Origin of the sequence: Bacillus sp. NPDC077411, assembly GCF_044543425.1 — a bacterium.
GTDB classification, from domain to species: Bacteria; Bacillota; Bacilli; order Bacillales; family Bacillaceae_G; genus Bacillus_A; species Bacillus_A bruguierae.
In genome coordinates this window covers 306464-323624 of sequence record NZ_JBITWA010000002.1, presented here as the reverse complement: position 1 = coordinate 323624, position 17161 = coordinate 306464, and the positions used below count along the sequence as shown (strand labels likewise).

The window sequence follows — 17161 nt, the reverse complement described above, 5'->3', positions numbered from 1 at the left end:
ATGCTACACCTTCTTTCTTAAACAAGCAATATAAAATCCATCCGTTGCAAAGTAATGCGGCAAAATTTGCAATCCACCTTCTACTACATACGGATGCACAGCTTTTGGCAGTCGTTCTTTCACCGTTGTATCCCATTCAAATTCAGGATGTGATTGTAAAAACTGCTCTATTACTTGTTCATTTTCTACTTTCTCAATTGTACACGTACTATAAACAAGGCGCCCTCCCTTTTTCAACAAAGGCGCTACCTTTTCTAAAATGGATAGTTGAATATTGGCAAGTCTTTCACTATCTTCTTTTTGTTTTCCCATTTTAATATCTGGTTTACGGCGAATTACCCCAAATCCAGAACAAGGGGCATCTACTAATACTTTATCAAAGCTCTCTTGTTCAAAATGCTCTTGCACTTTCCGTGCATCAAGTGCTTTTGCTTCTACATTCTCTAGTTGAAGGCGCTTTGCTTGCTGCTGAATTAAACGCACTTTATGTGGGTGTAAATCAAGAGAAATAACTTTTCCCGTTCCTCCTAAACGTTCAGCAATATGCGTCGTTTTCCCACCAGGAGCAGCGCAGCTATCAAGAATTATCTCTCCTGCTTCTGGATCAAGCGCACGAGCTACAAGCATAGAACTTTCATCTTGGATAGATAACACTCCTTCTTGAAATGCTTCTGTATGAGCTACATTCCCTTTTTCAATTTGAATCGCATCTTCCGATAAATCGCCACGCTTTACCTGAATTCCTTCTGTTTCTAACATTTTGAGCGCCGCTTCTACAGACGCTTTTGCTACGTTAACCCTGGCTGTCGGAACTGGCGGGAGTAAGTTTACTTCACACATTTGCCTTGCTGTTTCAATTCCGTACGCTTCTATCCACTCTTTTACAAGCCATTCTGGATGACTAGTTGCAATAGCAAGGCGCTTTTCTGGACTTTTAATCTCATCTAGCGATGGAACACCTTCACGCTGAATCGAACGAAGTACTCCATTCACAAGTCCGGCGATTCCTTTATGACTACGACGCTTCGCAATTTCAACTGCTTCATGAATGGCTGCCCGCTCTGGAACACGATCTAAATACAACATTTGATATAAAGAGAGACGAAGCAATACTTTTACCCATAGTTCAATCTTTTTTCGTAAAAACGGCTGTAAATAATAATCAAGTGTATCACGTCTTTGGATTGTTCCATATACAATTTCAGTTAACAATCCAACATCTTTTTTATCAATGCTACTTTTTTCAATAAGGTTATTTAAAAGCAAGTTGCTATATGCGCCGCTTTTTTCAACTTGCACTAAACCGTCAAGAGCTAATTCACGAACATTTTGTTTCATGCGTCTTCTCCTAACTTCGTACCTATTTCAGGTTTTGTTCCACGTAAAAATTGTGAACAATCCATACGTTTTTTACCAGACGGTTGCAACTCAGTAATTTTAATTGCCATTTCATTTCCTGTTGCCACAACGAAACCATCCTCTTCAATTGCAACAACTGTTCCCGCTTCAGCTTTCTCTGTTACAGGAACTTTTTCTCCCCACCATACTTTTACAACTTGTCCTGCTAATGTCGTATAAGCAACTGGCCAAGGATTTAATCCCCGAATATGATTGTAGATCTCTTCTCCTGTTTTCGTCCAATCAATCTTTTCCTGCTCACGTTTAATATTATAAGCAAATGTTGCTTCTTCCTCATTCTGTTTAATTGGTTCTAACTTTCCTTGTATTAAAAGCGGAACCGTTTCAGATAATAAATGAGCTCCAGCTACGCTTAATTTATCAAATAACGAGCCGGTTGTTTCACGTTCTGTAATTTCCACTTCTACTTGCGTTAAAATATCACCAGCATCTAATTTTTCAACCATATACATGATTGTAATGCCTGTTTTTTCTTTTCCTTGCATAATAGAATAATGAATAGGTGCACCACCGCGAAGTTCTGGAAGTAACGAAGCATGAACATTAATACATCCATATTTCGGCGCTTCTAAAATTTCATTTGGTACGATTTGTCCAAATGCAGCTGTCACAATCAAGTCCGGCTCTAATGCCAACACCTGTTCATATTCCTCTTTTTCACGAATCTTTAACGGTTGTAACACCGGAATACCATGTTTTTCTGCTTCAACTTTCACAGGCGTTGGGGTTAACACCTTTTTTCTACCTACCGGACGATCAGGCTGTGTCACAACACCAATCACATCATATCCATCTTCAATAAGACGACGAAGCACCGGCACTGAAAAGTCCGGTGTTCCCATAAATACAACTTTCACCATTTAAAAAACTCTCCTTTTACATCTCTTCTAATTCATTTTCCTCATAATATCGCGTTACTTTAGATGTAAATAACACACCATGTAAATGATCGATTTCATGTTGAATTGCACGGGCCAAAAAGCCGTCTGCTTCTAATAAAAACACTTTCCCGCGGCGATTTTGGGCACGTACTTTAATATACTCAGCACGTGTTACATCACCAAAAAGCCCCGGAAAACTTAAGCAGCCTTCGGGACCTACTTGTTCACCACGTTGTTCTAAAATAACAGGATTAATTAATTCAATTTTCCCGTTATCATCATCGATGTCTACAACAGCAACTTGCAGACTTACACCAACTTGCGGCGCTGCTAATCCAACACCATCCGCAATTAACATCGTTTCGTGCATATCTTTTAAAAGCTTCACTAACTTTTTATCAAAATTTATAACACGTTCACACGGCGTTTCTAATACTTCATTTGGATGTTTTACTATTTCTAATGTTGCCATACTGCTCTCCTTTTCAACATACAATCAGATTGAAATAAAGTGAAACTCCCATCAATGAGGGCACTCCTTACTGATGATTAATCTCCCTACTTGTAAATGTTCCACTTTATTTTATCCATTTCCCTCTAAATTCAGTTCTACTACATCAACATAGTTGGATTAAAATCAATTGAGATTTGCAAGTCTTTTTGCATTTCTGCTTGATAATGTTCATTTACCATTTTAAGCACGTACTTTAAGTTTGGTTCCCGTTTGTATTTTATCATGCATTGGTAGCGATATCTATCTTTTATACGAGGAATTGCCGAAGCAACCGGACCTAAGATCATCGTTTGCTGTGAACAATGTTGTCTTAAAAAACCAACAATTTTCTCTGTTACCTGCACTGCTTTTAACAATTCCGGATGAGATACTGTAACTAATGCAACGTAATAATATGGTGGATATTGCCGCATTTTCCTCATATACATCTCACGTTCAAAAAATATATCATACTTCTGCTGTTTTGCTAATTCTATACTATAGTGTTCAGGCGTATACGTTTGAATCACTACTTCTCCTGGAAGTTCGTGACGTCCAGCTCGACCGCTTACTTGTGTTAAAAGTTGATATGTTTTTTCACTTGCCCGGAAATCCGGCAAATGCAGCATTGTATCTGCTGTCAATACACCTACAAGCGTCACATTTGGAAAATCAAGACCTTTCGCAATCATTTGCGTTCCAAGTAAAATATCTGCCTCGCCTGCCCCAAATGACTTCAGAAGCTTTTCATGCATCCCTTTACGACTTGTCGTATCCACATCCATTCGAATAACGCGTGCTTCTGGAAACAATTTTGTAATTTCCTCTTCAACCTTTTGTGTTCCTGTTCCAAAGAAGCGGATATAGGTACTATTACAAGCAGGACAAGCATTCGGCAAATTTTCCTCATAACTACAATAATGACATTTCAAGCGGTTATTCATTCTGTGATATGTAAGTGAAATATCACAGTGCGGGCATTGCACGACATATCCGCAATCACGGCACATAACAAATGTCGAATGTCCTCTTCGATTTAAAAAAAGCACCATTTGTTCTTTTTTCTCTAATCGATCCGCTATCTTCTCATGAAGAAGCTGAGAAAACATCGAACGATTGCCATCACGAAGCTCTTCTCTCATATCAATAATCTCAACTGCCGGCAAATCCTGTTCATTCATCCGTTTTGTCATCGTAAGAAGTGTATATACACCTTTTTGGGCACGAGCAAACGATTCTAGTGTAGGTGTAGCACTTCCTAATACAACAGAACAATTGTGATATTCTCCCCGCCGAATTGCAACAGAACGTGCGTGGTAGCGTGGATTGTCCTCTTGTTTGTAACTCGATTCATGTTCTTCATCAATAATAATAATTCCTAAATTCTCAAATGGTGCAAAAATTGCTGAACGCGCCCCTACAACTACTTTAACTTCTTTCCGTAAGATTTTACGCCATTCATCATATTTTTCCCCAACAGACAATGCACTATGAAGAACTGCAACTTGCGAGCCAAAACGCCCTTTAAAACGATCCACCATTTGCGGCGTTAACGAAATTTCAGGTACAAGTACAATGGCTTCTTTTCCTTTTCTAAGCACTTCTTCAATTGACTGTAAATAAACTTCTGTTTTTCCGCTTCCTGTGACACCGTACAGTAAAAACGTCTCATGCTGCTCTTCTGTAATAGAAGTTAAGATCGGTGTAATCACCTGTCGTTGCTCTTCTGTAAGCGGGAATGGTTTTGTACGCTCAAAAGCATCATCATCATACGGATTCCGGTATACTTCCACATATTTTTCAGCTAACAAACCTTTTTTCACAAGAGATTTAATGGGAGCATCAGTCATTTGCAATTCTTCCATTACTACTTTTAACGGTACGGACTGATGGTGTTCCATGAAATAATACAATACATCTTGCTGCTTTTTACTCTTTAGACGAAAGGCCGTTTCCTCTAATTCTTCATGAGGCAAAACAGGTTGAATCATTTTTTGTTTTTTCTTTTGCGCCTTATCCTTTACTTCATAAACAACTTCTACATTCCCTTTTGCAATTTCTGTTTGCACTGCACGGTACATCTGTGGTTGTTCATCAAGCACATTCCAATCGATGCTTTCTTTTCCTTGAAAGAGCAATTTCACATTGGCCGCTACGTCTTCCGGTCTATGAAGACGTAGCTGTTTTTTATATGTCGCTTTAATTGCTGTTGGCAACATAACTTGGAATGCTGAAATTGTGAAACAAAGCGTTTCTTCTGTAAGCCAACTTCCAAGCTGCAACAATTCCTCATTTAATACAGGTGTAACGTCTAACAATTCATGCAATGTTTTTAACTTATTTACATCTACATCTACTGTATCTTTTATCCCGATGACAAATCCTTGTAATTTTCGCGGTCCAAATGGAACAACGACTCGCATACCCGTTTGAACAAGATCTTCCCAACGTTTAGGAATAATATAATCGAATGGCCTATCCGTTTGCCTTGCTGGAACATCGACAATTACACTTGCAAATTTCATGCAGGATCCTCTTCCAGCATTCTTTCAACATGTAGTAAAATTTCTCTCGCTACTTCCAGCTTTGTTAATAGCGGCAATTCAACCACGGCACCATTTCGTTTATACATCGTCACAATATTTGTGTCCGTACCAAATCCTGCCCCTTCTGCTTTTACATCATTGGCAACAATCATATCAGCATTTTTCTCGCGTAATTTTTTCGTTGCATACTCTTCAACGTTTGTTGTTTCTGCTGCAAAACCAATGAGTAATTGATGTTCCTTTTTCTCACCTAATGTTTTCAAAATATCTGTCGTTCTTTCTAATTCAATAACTGTATCGCCGCTTTTCTTTTTCATCTTCTCATCGTATACAAACTTTGGACGGTAATCCGCTACTGCTGCTGTTTTGATTACAACATTCATATTGGCATAATGATGTAAAACTTCCTCTAACATATCTTGTGCAGATTGTACTTGTATTGTCGTTACATTCGCAGGGGGCGTTAGCGCCGTTGGACCAGAAATAAGAATGACTTCTGCACCAAGACTTGCCGCAACTTCCGCAAGTGCATATCCCATTTTCCCAGAAGAAAAATTCGTCATAAAACGAACTGGATCAATTTTTTCACGTGTCGGACCTGCTGTCACCAATATTCGTTTTCCTTGAAGCGGCTTCTCTTGTGAAAAATGCATTTCTAACATTGACACAATATTTTCTGGTTCTTCTAATCGGCCTTTGGCAACATATCCGCAAGCTAAAAAGCCTTCTCCAGGCTCAATAAATGTATAACCTAACTGTTTTAACGTTTGCATGTTTTTTTGGACAACTGGATTTTCGTACATATGAACATTCATCGCAGGTGCAATCCACACTGGAGCCGTTGTTGCAAGAAGCGTCGTTGAAACCATATCATCGGCAAGACCATTTGCAAATTTACCAATAATGTTTGCTGTCGCCGGTGCAACAAGAACAATATCAGCCCAGTCTGCTAAATCAATATGAGCAATAACTGCTGAATCTTTTTCATCAAATGTATCTGTGTATACATCATGGCGAGAAAGCGCTTGAAACGTAAGCGGTGTAACAAACTTCATTGCCGATTCACTCATCATCACTTTCACAAGCGCACCTGCCTGTGTTAATTTACTTGTGAGCGCAGCTGCTTTAAATACAGCAATGCCTCCTGTGACACATAAAAGTATTTTTTTCCCTTTTAGCATAAGCCTCGTCCTCTTTCTTTTATGAAACTTAGTCCTATATGAATCCATTTTGATTTTTCGACATATAGATCTCTGCTATGCAGAATACAACATGACCGCCACTTGCTTTCTCCCTTTGTTTTAAAACCTCGCATGTGGTAGGAAAAGGCCCTGACCGCTTCTATGCATGGCCAGATGCTCTCGCCCATCTAATAAGAAAGCTTTTATGTTGGTTTTTTCACTTATCTATATCGTAAAAAAATAACAACCTACTTGTAAATAGGTTGTTACTGTTACATAGAAAAGTATAGTATCTATGCCTCTATTTGTCGAAAAAAAAAGCTTTATTTATGGTTGTTATCTTCACTTGGTTCGTAGTTTAATAATTGCGCATTAATTTCTTCTAACGCTTTTCCTACAAATTTATGCGATACTGGTTGTTCAACACTGCAATCGTTATGCTCTTGCATTTCACGAGCACGTTTTGCAGCTACTGTTACTAGCGTATATTTAGAATCAATTTTTTGTAACAATGAATCAATAGATGGGTTTAACATATTACATTTCCTCCGTCATTTCTTTATAATATTTTGCTACTCGCTCACGGCGACAATGTTCACCTACCACAATTGCATTAATACGTTCGCAAGCAAGTTCTACTTCATCGTTTTCTACTACGTAGTCATAAGCATCCATCATTTCGATTTCTTCTTTTGCTACTGTTAAACGATTTTGAATTACTTCTTCTGTTTCTGTACCACGGCCCACAATGCGGTTTTTTAGTTCCGATAAACTCGGAGGAGCTAAAAAGATAAATACTCCTTCTGGAAAAGCTTTCTTTACTTGAATTGCACCTTGCACTTCAATTTCTAAGAAAACGTCTTTCCCTTGCTGCAATGTTTGCTCTACATAATCAATTGGTGTTCCGTAATAGTTTCCAACAAACTCCGCCCATTCAAGCAGTTTATTGTTACGAATCATCTCTTCAAACACTTCTCTCGTTTTAAAGAAATAATCAACACCATCTACTTCTCCTTCACGCGGTTTACGCGTTGTTACAGAAATAGAATATTGTAAATTTGTATCTTCTTTACTGAACAATTCCTTTCGAACTGTTCCTTTTCCAACACCAGAAGGCCCTGAAAGAACAATGAGCAACCCTCTTCTACTTCTCATATATATGTTAAACCTACCCTTCGTCACTTAAATCTTCTTTATTGTTTAACCGATGTGCAATTGTTTCCGGTTGTATTGGGCTTAATACAATATGCCCATCATCCATAACAATCACTGCTCGTGTTTTTCGACCATAGGTAGCATCAAGCAGCACGTTTTGTTCACGAGCTTCCTGCACTAACCTTTTAATCGGTGCTGATTCCGGACTTACAATGGAAATAATTCGATGTGCTGATACGATATTTCCATATCCAATATTTAAAAACCGCATGGCCATAATTTGCGCCTCCTAGTAAGTCTATCCGATTTCTCCCTCTCGTATAACTTCATATACAATTGACAGCTACTCAATATTTTGTACTTGTTCACGAATTTTTTCAAGATTATTTTTCATTTCAACAACATATTTTGAAATTGTTAAGTCATTTGCTTTTGAACCAATTGTATTAATTTCACGATGCATTTCTTGTACGATGAAATCCAACTTTCTTCCAACTGGCTCTTGACTTTGCAGCGCCTCTTGAAATTGTTCTAAATGACTTTGCAAACGAACTAATTCTTCATGAATATCACAGCGGTCTGCAAATACCGCTATCTCTGTAAGTAATCGTTGTTCTTCTAATTCTTGATTATGTAATTCTTTCAAACGGTTTTCTAAGCGCTCACGATATTTTTGAATAACTGACGGCGCATATGGGACAATGGCACGCACACACGCGTAAATTCCTTGTAAACGATGCTCCAAATCTTTATGCAGTCGTTCCCCTTCACCATCACGCATCGTTTTTAACATACTAGCAGCACAGCAAACCGCTTCATACAAACTATGTTCAAACGCTTCATTTACATTTTCAACTTCTTCAATTGCTGTCACTTCCGGCATAGCAATAAGCTGCTGTAATGTAATCGGATCCTGTAATTGAAATTTTCCCTTCGCTTCTTCCATAATGAGCTTATATTGCTCTAAAAGGGACCAATCCACGCGTAATTTCCGTTCAATGAGTCCTTGTCCTTCAACAATAATCGATACTTCAATACGTCCGCGGCCTACTTGTTCTGCAATTAATTTGCGGATTTTATCCTCGAACACCATCATTTGCTTCGGAAGACGAATGTTCATCTCTAAAAAACGATGGTTGACCGACTTCATTTCTACTGTAATTTGAAACGCATTACTTTCTACTTTTGCGCGTCCAAAACCTGTCATACTCGAAATCATTTTATCACATCCAAGCCATGATCTTCCTCAATGAAAAAGGTAATAGAGATTCTACTCTACTACCTTTTAAAATTATAGCACACTTTTATCTCATTTACTATTTCAAGTTTACACCTCTTTTATATACAATTGGTTTCTTTTTTTCAGACTTCCCAGTTAGTAAAGATCCTACTAATAAAAATGTCGGAATAGAAGAGAGCCCAACAACCAAGAGCCAATCTCTCGCTTGAATTGGCATCGTACTAAAAATCGGTTGCAACGGCGGATAATATATCACTACTAGCATGAGTAAAATCGAAATAATTACTGCTCCTACTAAATACATATTTCCAAATGGGTTACGGTGAAAGACAGAATGTTCACTACGGCAATCAAACACATGAATAAGCTGAGCTAAAACAAGTGTTGCAAACGCAACTGTTTGCGCATACTTTAATTCATTCGGATGTTGATTGTATGCAATAATGAATGCTAAGAGTGTCATCGCACCAATTAAAAAACCACGGCTCACAATTTTCCATGCAAGCCCTCTCGCAAAGACCCCTTCTTTTGGATGGCGCGGTTTTCTTCGCATCACATCACCTTCTGCTGCATCAAGTCCGAGCGCCATGGCCGGCAAACCATCTGTTACTAAATTCACCCATAATATTTGAATGGGTACGAGCGGCAGGGGCAATGCTAATATCATTGCAAATAGCATAACTAAAATTTCCCCTACATTAGACGCTAATAAATAACGAATAAATTTACGAATGTTTTCGTAAATATTTCTTCCTTCTTTAATTGCTGCTTTTATAGTTGCAAAATTGTCATCTAATAACACAAGAGATGATGCTTCTTTCGCAACGTCTGTTCCAGTAATCCCCATCGCCACACCAATATCAGCTGCTTTTATAGCAGGCGCATCGTTCACACCATCACCGGTCATTGCCACAATATGATCTTTATTTTGCAACGCCTTCACAATTTTCAATTTATGTTCCGGAGAAACACGTGCAAAGACATATGTTTCATCAACAATATCTTCCAATTCTTCAATCGACATGTTTGCAAGTTCGATTCCTTCTACAACGCGACCACCATGTGACAAAATCCCAAGCTGCTCAGCGATTGCCATCGCTGTTACTTTATGGTCTCCTGTAATCATAATTGTTTTAATACCCGCATCTTTACATTCTTGTACCGCTTGCTTCACTTCCGGTCTTGGCGGATCAATCATTCCTTGCAATCCAATAAACATTAAATCTTGTTCCGCTTCTCGTTCACTTTGCAGGTGATCCGTTGTTTTTAATGGTTTAAAAGCAATTGCAATTGTACGAAGTGCTTGACTTCCTAAATGATGAATCGCCGTTTGTACTTCATTTCGATACAATTCTGTTAATGGCTGCTGTTTATTTCCCCATAAAATGGTCTGACTCATTTGTAATAAAACATCAGGTGCTCCCTTTGTTACCACAAATTTTTTCCCTGCCTTGTCACGAACGATTACACTCATCATTTTCCTCGTTGAATCAAACGGAAATTCGTGAATGACCTCAAATTGATCCTTTACCCCTTCTCTTGAAATACCAGCCTTCATTGCTGCTGCAACGAGTGCACCTTCTGTCGGATCACCGTCTAATACATATGTTTTTTTCTTTTTTACAATATTTGCGTTATTACATAAGCATCCAAATGTGAGAAGCTGATATAAAGAGCGAGCCGCTGTCGGATTTATTTTCTTATCACCCTTCATAAATTCACCTTTTGGTTCATAGCCTTGCCCCGTTACATTCCACGTTTCACCACTCGACCATACATGTGTGACCATCATTTTATTTTGTGTCATTGTCCCTGTTTTGTCTGAACAAATGACAGATGCACACCCTAATGTTTCAACCGCAGGTAGCTTTCTTACAATTGCTTTTTTCTTAATCATCCGTTGAACTCCAAGTGAGAGTGCTACTGTTACAATGGCTGGCAGCCCTTCTGGAATCGCTGCAACAGCAAGCGAAACACCCGCTAAAAACATATGATACATTTCATTTCCTTGATAAACACCAACTAATACAACGAGTGCCGTTAAAATTAATGCAACAATAATCAAAATTTTCCCAAGCTGCTCAAGTCTTCTCTGCAATGGTGTTTCATTTTGCTGTGCGTTTTGCAGCATATTTGCAATTTGTCCCATTGCTGTATTCATCCCTGTTCCAATAACAACTCCAATACCAGATCCTCTCGTGATCATCGTTCCCATAAATGCCATATTTGTTTGATCACCAATTGAAATATCAGCACCATGCAGAACATCCATTTTCTTTTGGACCGGCACTGATTCTCCGGTTAATGCTGACTCTTCAATATATAGACTTGAAGCTTCAATGAGACGTACATCCGCACCGATACGATCTCCACTTGAAAATTTAATAATATCTCCAAGTACAAGACCTTTCGAAGGAATTTTCATCCACTTCCCATTTCGAAGTACAGTTACTTGCGGGGCGGCAAGCTCTTTTAATGCTTCCAGTGATTTTTCTGCTTTTCTCTCTTGAAAAAACCCGAGAATGCCATTAATAATAACAATTGCTACAATCGCAATTGCATCAACATATTCTCCTAAAAAAGCAGAAATAACCGTTGCTCCAAACAAAACAAGTACCATAAAATCTTTAAATTGCGCCAAGAACACAAGAAGTGCAGAAGGCCGTTTTGCTTCTTGCAATTCATTTGGGCCTAGTTTTTTCAACCGAATTCCCACCTCTTGCTCCGTCAATCCTGTTTTTACATTTGTATTCGTTCGCTCTTCAACTTCATGTGCACGCAGTTCATACCAATTCATCTCGCCATCTACCTCCTGATTGCAGACATGCTCTAATGAAAGCTTATTCAGCCTCGTCCGAAAAAATGCTATAATTAACTTTTAGTGAGAAAGGAGTGTTTAACATGGCATTCGATGGATTATTTACAAGAGCAATCACACATGAAATTGCAAATTCTCTTCAAACAGGAAGAATTTCAAAAATATATCAACCATCAAAATATGAAATTTTATTACATATTCGGGCAAACGGAAAAAATCAAAAATTACTTCTTTCCGCACACCCAACATATGCACGGATGCATCTAACAACACAAAATTATGACTCCCCTGCATTACCGCCAATGTTTTGCATGCTTCTTCGCAAACATCTAGAAGGTGGATTCATTGAAAAAATTGAACAAATTGATTTAGAACGGATGATTCGAATTACAATTCGCAGCCGCAATGAAATTGGTGATGAATCATTAAAAACATTAATTATTGAAATCATGGGGCGTCATAGTAATATCATTTTAGTAGACTCCAAAACAAATATAATTTTGGATAGTTTAAAACACGTTTCTTTAGCGGTAAACCGTCACCGCACTGTATATGCCGGGTCTGAATATATTGCACCGCCAACGCAACAGAAAATCAATCCCTTGCAAATTGAAACGCAAGAAGAATTTATTCGACCGCTCGACTTTTTATCAGGAAATATGGATAAACAACTCGTAGGAGCTTTTATAGGAATCTCTCCATTATTTGCAAAAGAAGTAGTTGCAAAGGCTGGCATGGTGAATGAGCATGCATTATCTGAAGCATTTTTCACACTACAAAAACCGCTCTTACAACATCAGTATACGCCTTCGATGATTGTAGCAAATGGGAAAGAATTCTTTTATTTATTCCCACTTTCACACTTAAAAGGTGAAGAGAAAGCATTCTCATCTGTCAGTGAATTACTAGATCGATTCTTCTTTGGAAAAGCAGAGCGTGACCGCGTAAAGCAACAGGCCCATGATTTAGAGCGGTTTATGCAAAATGAAAAAGCAAAAAATGAAAAGAAAGTGATTAAATTACAAAAAACGTTAGAGGACGCGAGAAAAGCAGATAAATATCAACTATTTGGTGAATTGCTTACTGCTAATATGTACGCAATGAAAAAAGGCGACAAAGAAATTGAAGTTATCAATTACTATGATGAAAATAGCGGCACTGTAAAAATTACTTTAGATCCACTGCGCACACCATCAGAAAATGCACAGCGTTATTTCCAAAAATATCAAAAAGCAAAAAATTCCATCGCAATCGTTGAAGAACAAATCGAAAAAACAGACGAAGAAATCTTTTACTTTGACAGCTTATTACAACAAATGGAAGCTGCTTCTTCTAAAGATATTGAGGAAATTCGCGAAGAACTAGCTGAAGAAGGATATATGCGGAATCGCAAAGCGAAAAATGTAAAGAAGAAACCTGCGAAACCTATATTAGACAAATATATTGCAAGTGACGGAACAGAGATTTTAGTCGGAAAAAATAACAAACAAAACGATTATTTAACAAGTAAGCTTGCACGCCGAGATGAAATTTGGCTTCATACGAAAGACATTCCAGGATCACACGTAGTCATTCGTTCATTAGAGCCAAGCGACGAGACATTAATTGAAGCAGCAAAGCTTGCTGCTTACTTTAGTAAGGCAAAAGAATCGAGCTCAGTTCCAGTCGATTATACGAAAATTCGTCATGTGAAAAAGCCGAGCGGAGCAAAGCTTGGGTTTGTGACGTACGATAATCAACAAACAGTATATGTAACGCCAGATGCAGACACGGTGATGAAATTAAAGGCTTAAAGATAAAAAGAGATGATTACAATAGGGTAATCATCTCTTTTTCGTTCATTTTTTACACAATCATTTTTTTGTCAAATAATATAGACACAAAATCACCTTGTGTGTCTATATTATTTGACAGAGATTTAGCGAAACTCTTTTCTCAGCAGAACTTTACTCCCTATTCATGCTACATAAACAACTTTCCCCCTTATACAAAATGTTGGCATTATTATTGCTTTATGTAAGGGGATGAAAGGGAGGAATTAAAATGAATTCAAGAATTAAAAAAATACAAAAACAGCTACATCAATATGGAATAGACGGATTACTTATTACAAAAAAAGAAAATCGCAGATATACAACTGGATTTACAGGTACTGCTGGAGTTGTCTTAATCTCCCCTACAAATGCAGTATTTATTACAGATTTCCGTTATACAGATCAAGCGAAAGCACAAGTACATGAAGCAGAAATTATTATGCACAAAGGGAACATAGAACAAGAAATTGCCGCTCAAGTAGACAGATTACAAATTAAAAAACTAGGTATAGAAGAAAATAACATGACGCTAAAACAATACACAGCGTTGCAAAATTATATAAATGTCAAACTTGTTCATGTAGATGAAGTAATCGAGACGATTCGTACCGTAAAGGAAGAGTCTGAAATCGAAATGATTAAAATTGCCGCTCGCATCGCAGATGATGCCTTTGGGCATATTACAACTTTCCTAAAACCTGGCGTATCCGAACACGATGTAAGAGATGAATTAGAATTTTTCATGCGAAAACAAGGAGCTTCCTCTTCATCGTTTGACATTATCATAGCGTCTGGTACTCGCTCTTCTCTCCCGCACGGGGTAGCTACAAGTAAAATCATTGAAGACGGTGATATTGTTACATTAGACTTTGGTGCACTTTATAACGGATATTGCTCGGATTTAACGCGCACTGTTGCAATTGGCAGTTGTTCTAAAGAATTTGTAAAGATATACAACATTGTACTTGAAGCTTTAAAACGCGGCACTGAAGCAATCCGCCCAGGTGAGTCGGCAAAAACAATCGATGACGTTACAAGAAATTACATTACTGAACATGGCTACGGTGAATACTTCGGTCATTCAACAGGCCATGGAATTGGATTAGAACTTCATGAACCTCTTCGATTATCAAAAGACAGTACAGACACACTGTTAGAAGGAATGGTTGTAACCGTAGAACCAGGTATTTATATCCCAAACTTTGGCGGTTGCAGAATTGAAGATGATATTGTCGTGACGAAAACTGGGTATGAAGTGATTACACATGCGAATAGAGAACTTATTGTTTTAGGATAAAGTGAAACTTTCTTCACCCCTACTGTTCATTATATAAATACAAGTTAAAAAATCGACATAAAAACAGGAATCTCTTCCTATTTGGAGAAATTAAGTATAGGTCGGTTTTTCAGAACAGGGGGATTTCTATGGAGAATTTATTTTTAATTGATAAAATTGATGGATTAAGCGATGATTTTTCTAAACTTGTTTCAATGATGAACTATGCACGTTTCTCGACACTACAGGCTGTCCAAGGTTTAACAATTGAGGAATTAGACTATTTATATGATGAAAATACAAATTCAATTGGTATGCTTCTGTATCACATGGCGGCTATCGAATTTTATTATCAAATTCATACATTTGAAGACAGAGAACCGACAGAGGAAGAACTAGAACGCTGGTTACCAGGTGTTGAACTAGGTAATCTTGGACGCGAGAAAATTAAAAACCAGCCATTAGACTTCTACATCAATACATTACAAGAAGTGCGCGAGAAAACAATCGCTACATTTCAATCACTTCCAAACGAATGGTTATTTAAAACAACTACATTTTGGTATGATAAACCAGCAAACAATTATTTCAAATGGTTTCATGTATTTGAAGACGAGTTAAGTCATCGCGGACAAATACGAATTATTAAAAAAATGCAACAAGCTCATTCCGTAAAATAATATACAAAAAGCTGTATTATTGTATACGTGAAATAGTACAGCTTTTTGTTGTGGCTTTGATTTATCCCTTCATGGATTTAACTTATATGCTTTAATTGTGTGTCTTCTTTCTATTCCGTCCTTTAAGTAAAGCAAAACCACTTAAAATTGCTAAAGTTGTAAAACAAACCACTGTTCCGACTGAAATTCCATTACTAAACGTTGAACCTATGAAAATAATACATAATCCTACGATTCCAATAATAGTCGTAGTTGGAAAAAAACTCATTTTAAAATTAGGCATTGTTGAATAAGTTGGACGTAATTTAAGTTGTGCAAAGCAAATACTTAACCAAAGCAATAACATTGTAAATCCTGGAATTGTCATCATTGTTCTGATAATACTATCTGGAGCAAAGAATGCTAGTCCTGCCCCTATCAATAATAATAAGCCATTAAAAGCGATTGCAATGATTGGTGCACCTGATTTCGCAGTCTGTTTCAATATTTTTGGCGCTTCTCCTTTTTCAGCTAGCGCAACCATTGTTCTGGAAGTAGCAAAAACTCCTGAATTCGCAGCTGAAAGAACTGCAGTTAATAAAACAAAATTCATGATGTGTGCAACACCTGGGATACCAATAGCATTCATTACTTGTATAAACGGACTTTCATTTCCTGCAACTTTATTCCAAGGTATTAATCCCGCAATAATTGTAATGGGCAAGATATAAAATATGATAACGCGCCAAACAACACCCTTTATCACTTTAGGTAAAACCTTTTCAACGTCCTTTGTCTCAGAAATTGCTACCCCTATTAACTCAGATCCTCCGAATGAAAACATTACAATAAAACAAGCACTAAATACCCCTTTAATACCAGTTGGAAAGAATCCCCCATGCCCAAGTAAATGTTCCGTTGGTGTCGATGGAGCAAAACTCGTTAGTCCAAATAAGACTGCTCCGCCTAAAAGGATGAATAATATAAGTGCCAAAATTTTTATACTAGCAAACCAAAATTCCATTTCGCCATAAAATTTCACCTGAAAACTGTTAATTCCCACAACTAAAAGCGCACAAATAGCACTCAGTAACCAAAGAGGTACATTCGAAAACCAAAATTGTAAAAAAGAGCCTGCAGCTAATATTTCTACAATTGTAACAAGCGTCCAGTTAATCCAGTATAGCCATCCAACGACAAATGATACATGAAACCCAAAAGCCTTATGAACTAAATGTTGAACATTATGATTTGGATAAACAACAGCCATTTCAGCTAAAGCCACCATAACAATCATCATTAATAATCCACCAAGTAAGTACGAAATAATTACACCAGGCCCGGCAATCCCTAAAGTATCTCCACTACCTTTAAAAATACCCGTACCAATCATTCCCGCTAACGCTAAAAATTGCACATGTCTAGGTAATAACTCTTTCTTTAAACCATCTTTCTTCATTCTGTTCTCCTCTTTCTGTTCCTAATTTTTCAAATTGTTTTGCAAGTAATTTTACATAGTAATAGCCATCTTCCATAGCTATTCACCTCCTTTACATCACTATTGGTACTTAGTGGAGGTAAATAAAAAATCCCTACTGAAATTAATCAGTAGGGACGATTTTATTCGCGGTACCACCCTAATTATTGACAAATCCTATATGTCAATCTCTTCATTCTCT

General features: G+C 37.6%; 14 protein-coding genes and 1 other annotated feature (1 of these 15 only partly in view). Of the genes, 3 read left to right on the top strand and 11 right to left on the bottom strand.

The annotated features are described in order from the left end of the window. Positions 1 to 3: 3 nt before the first annotated feature. From rsmB to ACIGHG_RS04985, 10 genes are all read right to left on the bottom strand, one after another. Entirely contained in the window at positions 4 to 1338 is a 1335-nt protein-coding gene (rsmB, locus tag ACIGHG_RS05030; RefSeq protein WP_090912694.1) for a 16S rRNA (cytosine(967)-C(5))-methyltransferase RsmB, read from the bottom strand. Then, positions 1335 to 2279, bottom strand: a complete 945-nt coding sequence (gene fmt / locus ACIGHG_RS05025) for a methionyl-tRNA formyltransferase (protein WP_396547426.1) — start codon at positions 2277 to 2279, stop codon at positions 1335 to 1337. The genes rsmB and fmt overlap by 4 nt, the downstream gene beginning before the upstream one ends. 16 nt (positions 2280 to 2295) lie before the next feature. Continuing rightward, positions 2296 to 2772, bottom strand: a complete 477-nt coding sequence (gene def, locus ACIGHG_RS05020) for a peptide deformylase (RefSeq protein WP_090912690.1) — start codon at positions 2770 to 2772, stop codon at positions 2296 to 2298. A gap of 140 nt (positions 2773 to 2912) precedes the next feature. Further along, positions 2913 to 5318 (bottom strand): primosomal protein N', encoded by a 2406-nt coding sequence (priA, locus tag ACIGHG_RS05015; RefSeq protein WP_396547424.1) that lies wholly within the window; start codon positions 5316 to 5318, stop codon positions 2913 to 2915. After that, a complete protein-coding gene (gene coaBC, locus ACIGHG_RS05010) occupies positions 5315 to 6520 on the bottom strand; it encodes a bifunctional phosphopantothenoylcysteine decarboxylase/phosphopantothenate--cysteine ligase CoaBC (RefSeq protein ID WP_336473185.1) in 1206 nt (401 codons plus the stop codon). Before coaBC ends, priA begins: the two co-directional genes overlap by 4 nt. 323 nt (positions 6521 to 6843) lie before the next feature. Next, complete coding sequence (gene rpoZ / locus ACIGHG_RS05005) at positions 6844 to 7056, bottom strand: DNA-directed RNA polymerase subunit omega (RefSeq protein ID WP_090912684.1); 213 nt, start codon at positions 7054 to 7056, stop codon at positions 6844 to 6846. Position 7057: 1 nt separating this feature from the next. Next, positions 7058 to 7675: a guanylate kinase gene (gene gmk, locus ACIGHG_RS05000; RefSeq protein WP_090912682.1), complete on the bottom strand. Its 618-nt coding sequence runs from the start codon at positions 7673 to 7675 to the stop codon at positions 7058 to 7060. 13 nt (positions 7676 to 7688) lie between these two features. Beyond that, positions 7689 to 7952, bottom strand: coding sequence for an extracellular matrix/biofilm regulator RemA (gene remA, locus ACIGHG_RS04995; RefSeq protein WP_020059206.1), 264 nt, complete (start codon positions 7950 to 7952; stop codon positions 7689 to 7691). A gap of 66 nt (positions 7953 to 8018) precedes the next feature. Then, positions 8019 to 8894: a YicC/YloC family endoribonuclease gene (locus tag ACIGHG_RS04990; protein WP_396547420.1), complete on the bottom strand. Its 876-nt coding sequence runs from the start codon at positions 8892 to 8894 to the stop codon at positions 8019 to 8021. Between the two features lie 97 nt (positions 8895 to 8991). After that, positions 8992 to 11712 carry a calcium-translocating P-type ATPase, SERCA-type gene (locus ACIGHG_RS04985; RefSeq protein WP_396547418.1) on the bottom strand — a complete coding sequence of 907 codons (2721 nt, stop codon included), beginning with the start codon at positions 11710 to 11712 and terminating at the stop codon, positions 8992 to 8994. A 104-nt stretch (positions 11713 to 11816) separates the two neighbouring features. Between ACIGHG_RS04985 and ACIGHG_RS04980 the strand changes: the two genes are divergently transcribed. From ACIGHG_RS04980 to ACIGHG_RS04970, 3 genes are all read left to right on the top strand, one after another. Further along, positions 11817 to 13526 carry an Rqc2 family fibronectin-binding protein gene (locus tag ACIGHG_RS04980; protein ID WP_396547417.1) on the top strand — a complete coding sequence of 570 codons (1710 nt, stop codon included), beginning with the start codon at positions 11817 to 11819 and terminating at the stop codon, positions 13524 to 13526. Between the two features lie 250 nt (positions 13527 to 13776). Further along, entirely contained in the window at positions 13777 to 14844 is a 1068-nt protein-coding gene (locus ACIGHG_RS04975; RefSeq protein WP_396547415.1) for a M24 family metallopeptidase, read from the top strand. Positions 14845 to 14972: 128 nt separating this feature from the next. Then, positions 14973 to 15503, top strand: a complete 531-nt coding sequence (locus ACIGHG_RS04970; protein WP_336473181.1) for a DinB family protein — start codon at positions 14973 to 14975, stop codon at positions 15501 to 15503. A gap of 91 nt (positions 15504 to 15594) precedes the next feature. On the opposite strand, the gene ACIGHG_RS04965 is transcribed toward ACIGHG_RS04970, so the two are convergent. Then, on the bottom strand, positions 15595 to 16941 hold the full coding sequence (locus ACIGHG_RS04965) for an amino acid permease (protein ID WP_336473180.1): 1347 nt from the start codon (positions 16939 to 16941) through the stop codon (positions 15595 to 15597). Between the two features lie 148 nt (positions 16942 to 17089). Continuing rightward, positions 17090 to 17161: a binding site (T-box leader), on the bottom strand (it continues 217 nt past the right edge of the window).

Coding starts and splice junctions, on each gene's coding strand:
- ACIGHG_RS04975 (WP_396547415.1), top strand. CDS start 13,777: ATGAATTCAAGAATTAAAAAAATACAAAAACAGCTACATCAATATGGA.
- rpoZ (WP_090912684.1), bottom strand. CDS start 7,056: ATGTTAAACCCATCTATTGATTCATTGTTACAAAAAATTGATTCTAAA.
- ACIGHG_RS04970 (WP_336473181.1), top strand. CDS start 14,973: ATGGAGAATTTATTTTTAATTGATAAAATTGATGGATTAAGCGATGAT.
- coaBC (WP_336473185.1), bottom strand. CDS start 6,520: ATGCTAAAAGGGAAAAAAATACTTTTATGTGTCACAGGAGGCATTGCT.
- gmk (WP_090912682.1), bottom strand. CDS start 7,675: ATGAGAAGTAGAAGAGGGTTGCTCATTGTTCTTTCAGGGCCTTCTGGT.
- ACIGHG_RS04965 (WP_336473180.1), bottom strand. CDS start 16,941: ATGAAGAAAGATGGTTTAAAGAAAGAGTTATTACCTAGACATGTGCAA.
- rsmB (WP_090912694.1), bottom strand. CDS start 1,338: ATGAAACAAAATGTTCGTGAATTAGCTCTTGACGGTTTAGTGCAAGTT.
- remA (WP_020059206.1), bottom strand. CDS start 7,952: ATGGCCATGCGGTTTTTAAATATTGGATATGGAAATATCGTATCAGCA.
- ACIGHG_RS04985 (WP_396547418.1), bottom strand. CDS start 11,712: ATGAATTGGTATGAACTGCGTGCACATGAAGTTGAAGAGCGAACGAAT.
- def (WP_090912690.1), bottom strand. CDS start 2,772: ATGGCAACATTAGAAATAGTAAAACATCCAAATGAAGTATTAGAAACG.
- fmt (WP_396547426.1), bottom strand. CDS start 2,279: ATGGTGAAAGTTGTATTTATGGGAACACCGGACTTTTCAGTGCCGGTG.
- ACIGHG_RS04980 (WP_396547417.1), top strand. CDS start 11,817: ATGGCATTCGATGGATTATTTACAAGAGCAATCACACATGAAATTGCA.
- ACIGHG_RS04990 (WP_396547420.1), bottom strand. CDS start 8,894: ATGATTTCGAGTATGACAGGTTTTGGACGCGCAAAAGTAGAAAGTAAT.
- priA (WP_396547424.1), bottom strand. CDS start 5,318: ATGAAATTTGCAAGTGTAATTGTCGATGTTCCAGCAAGGCAAACGGAT.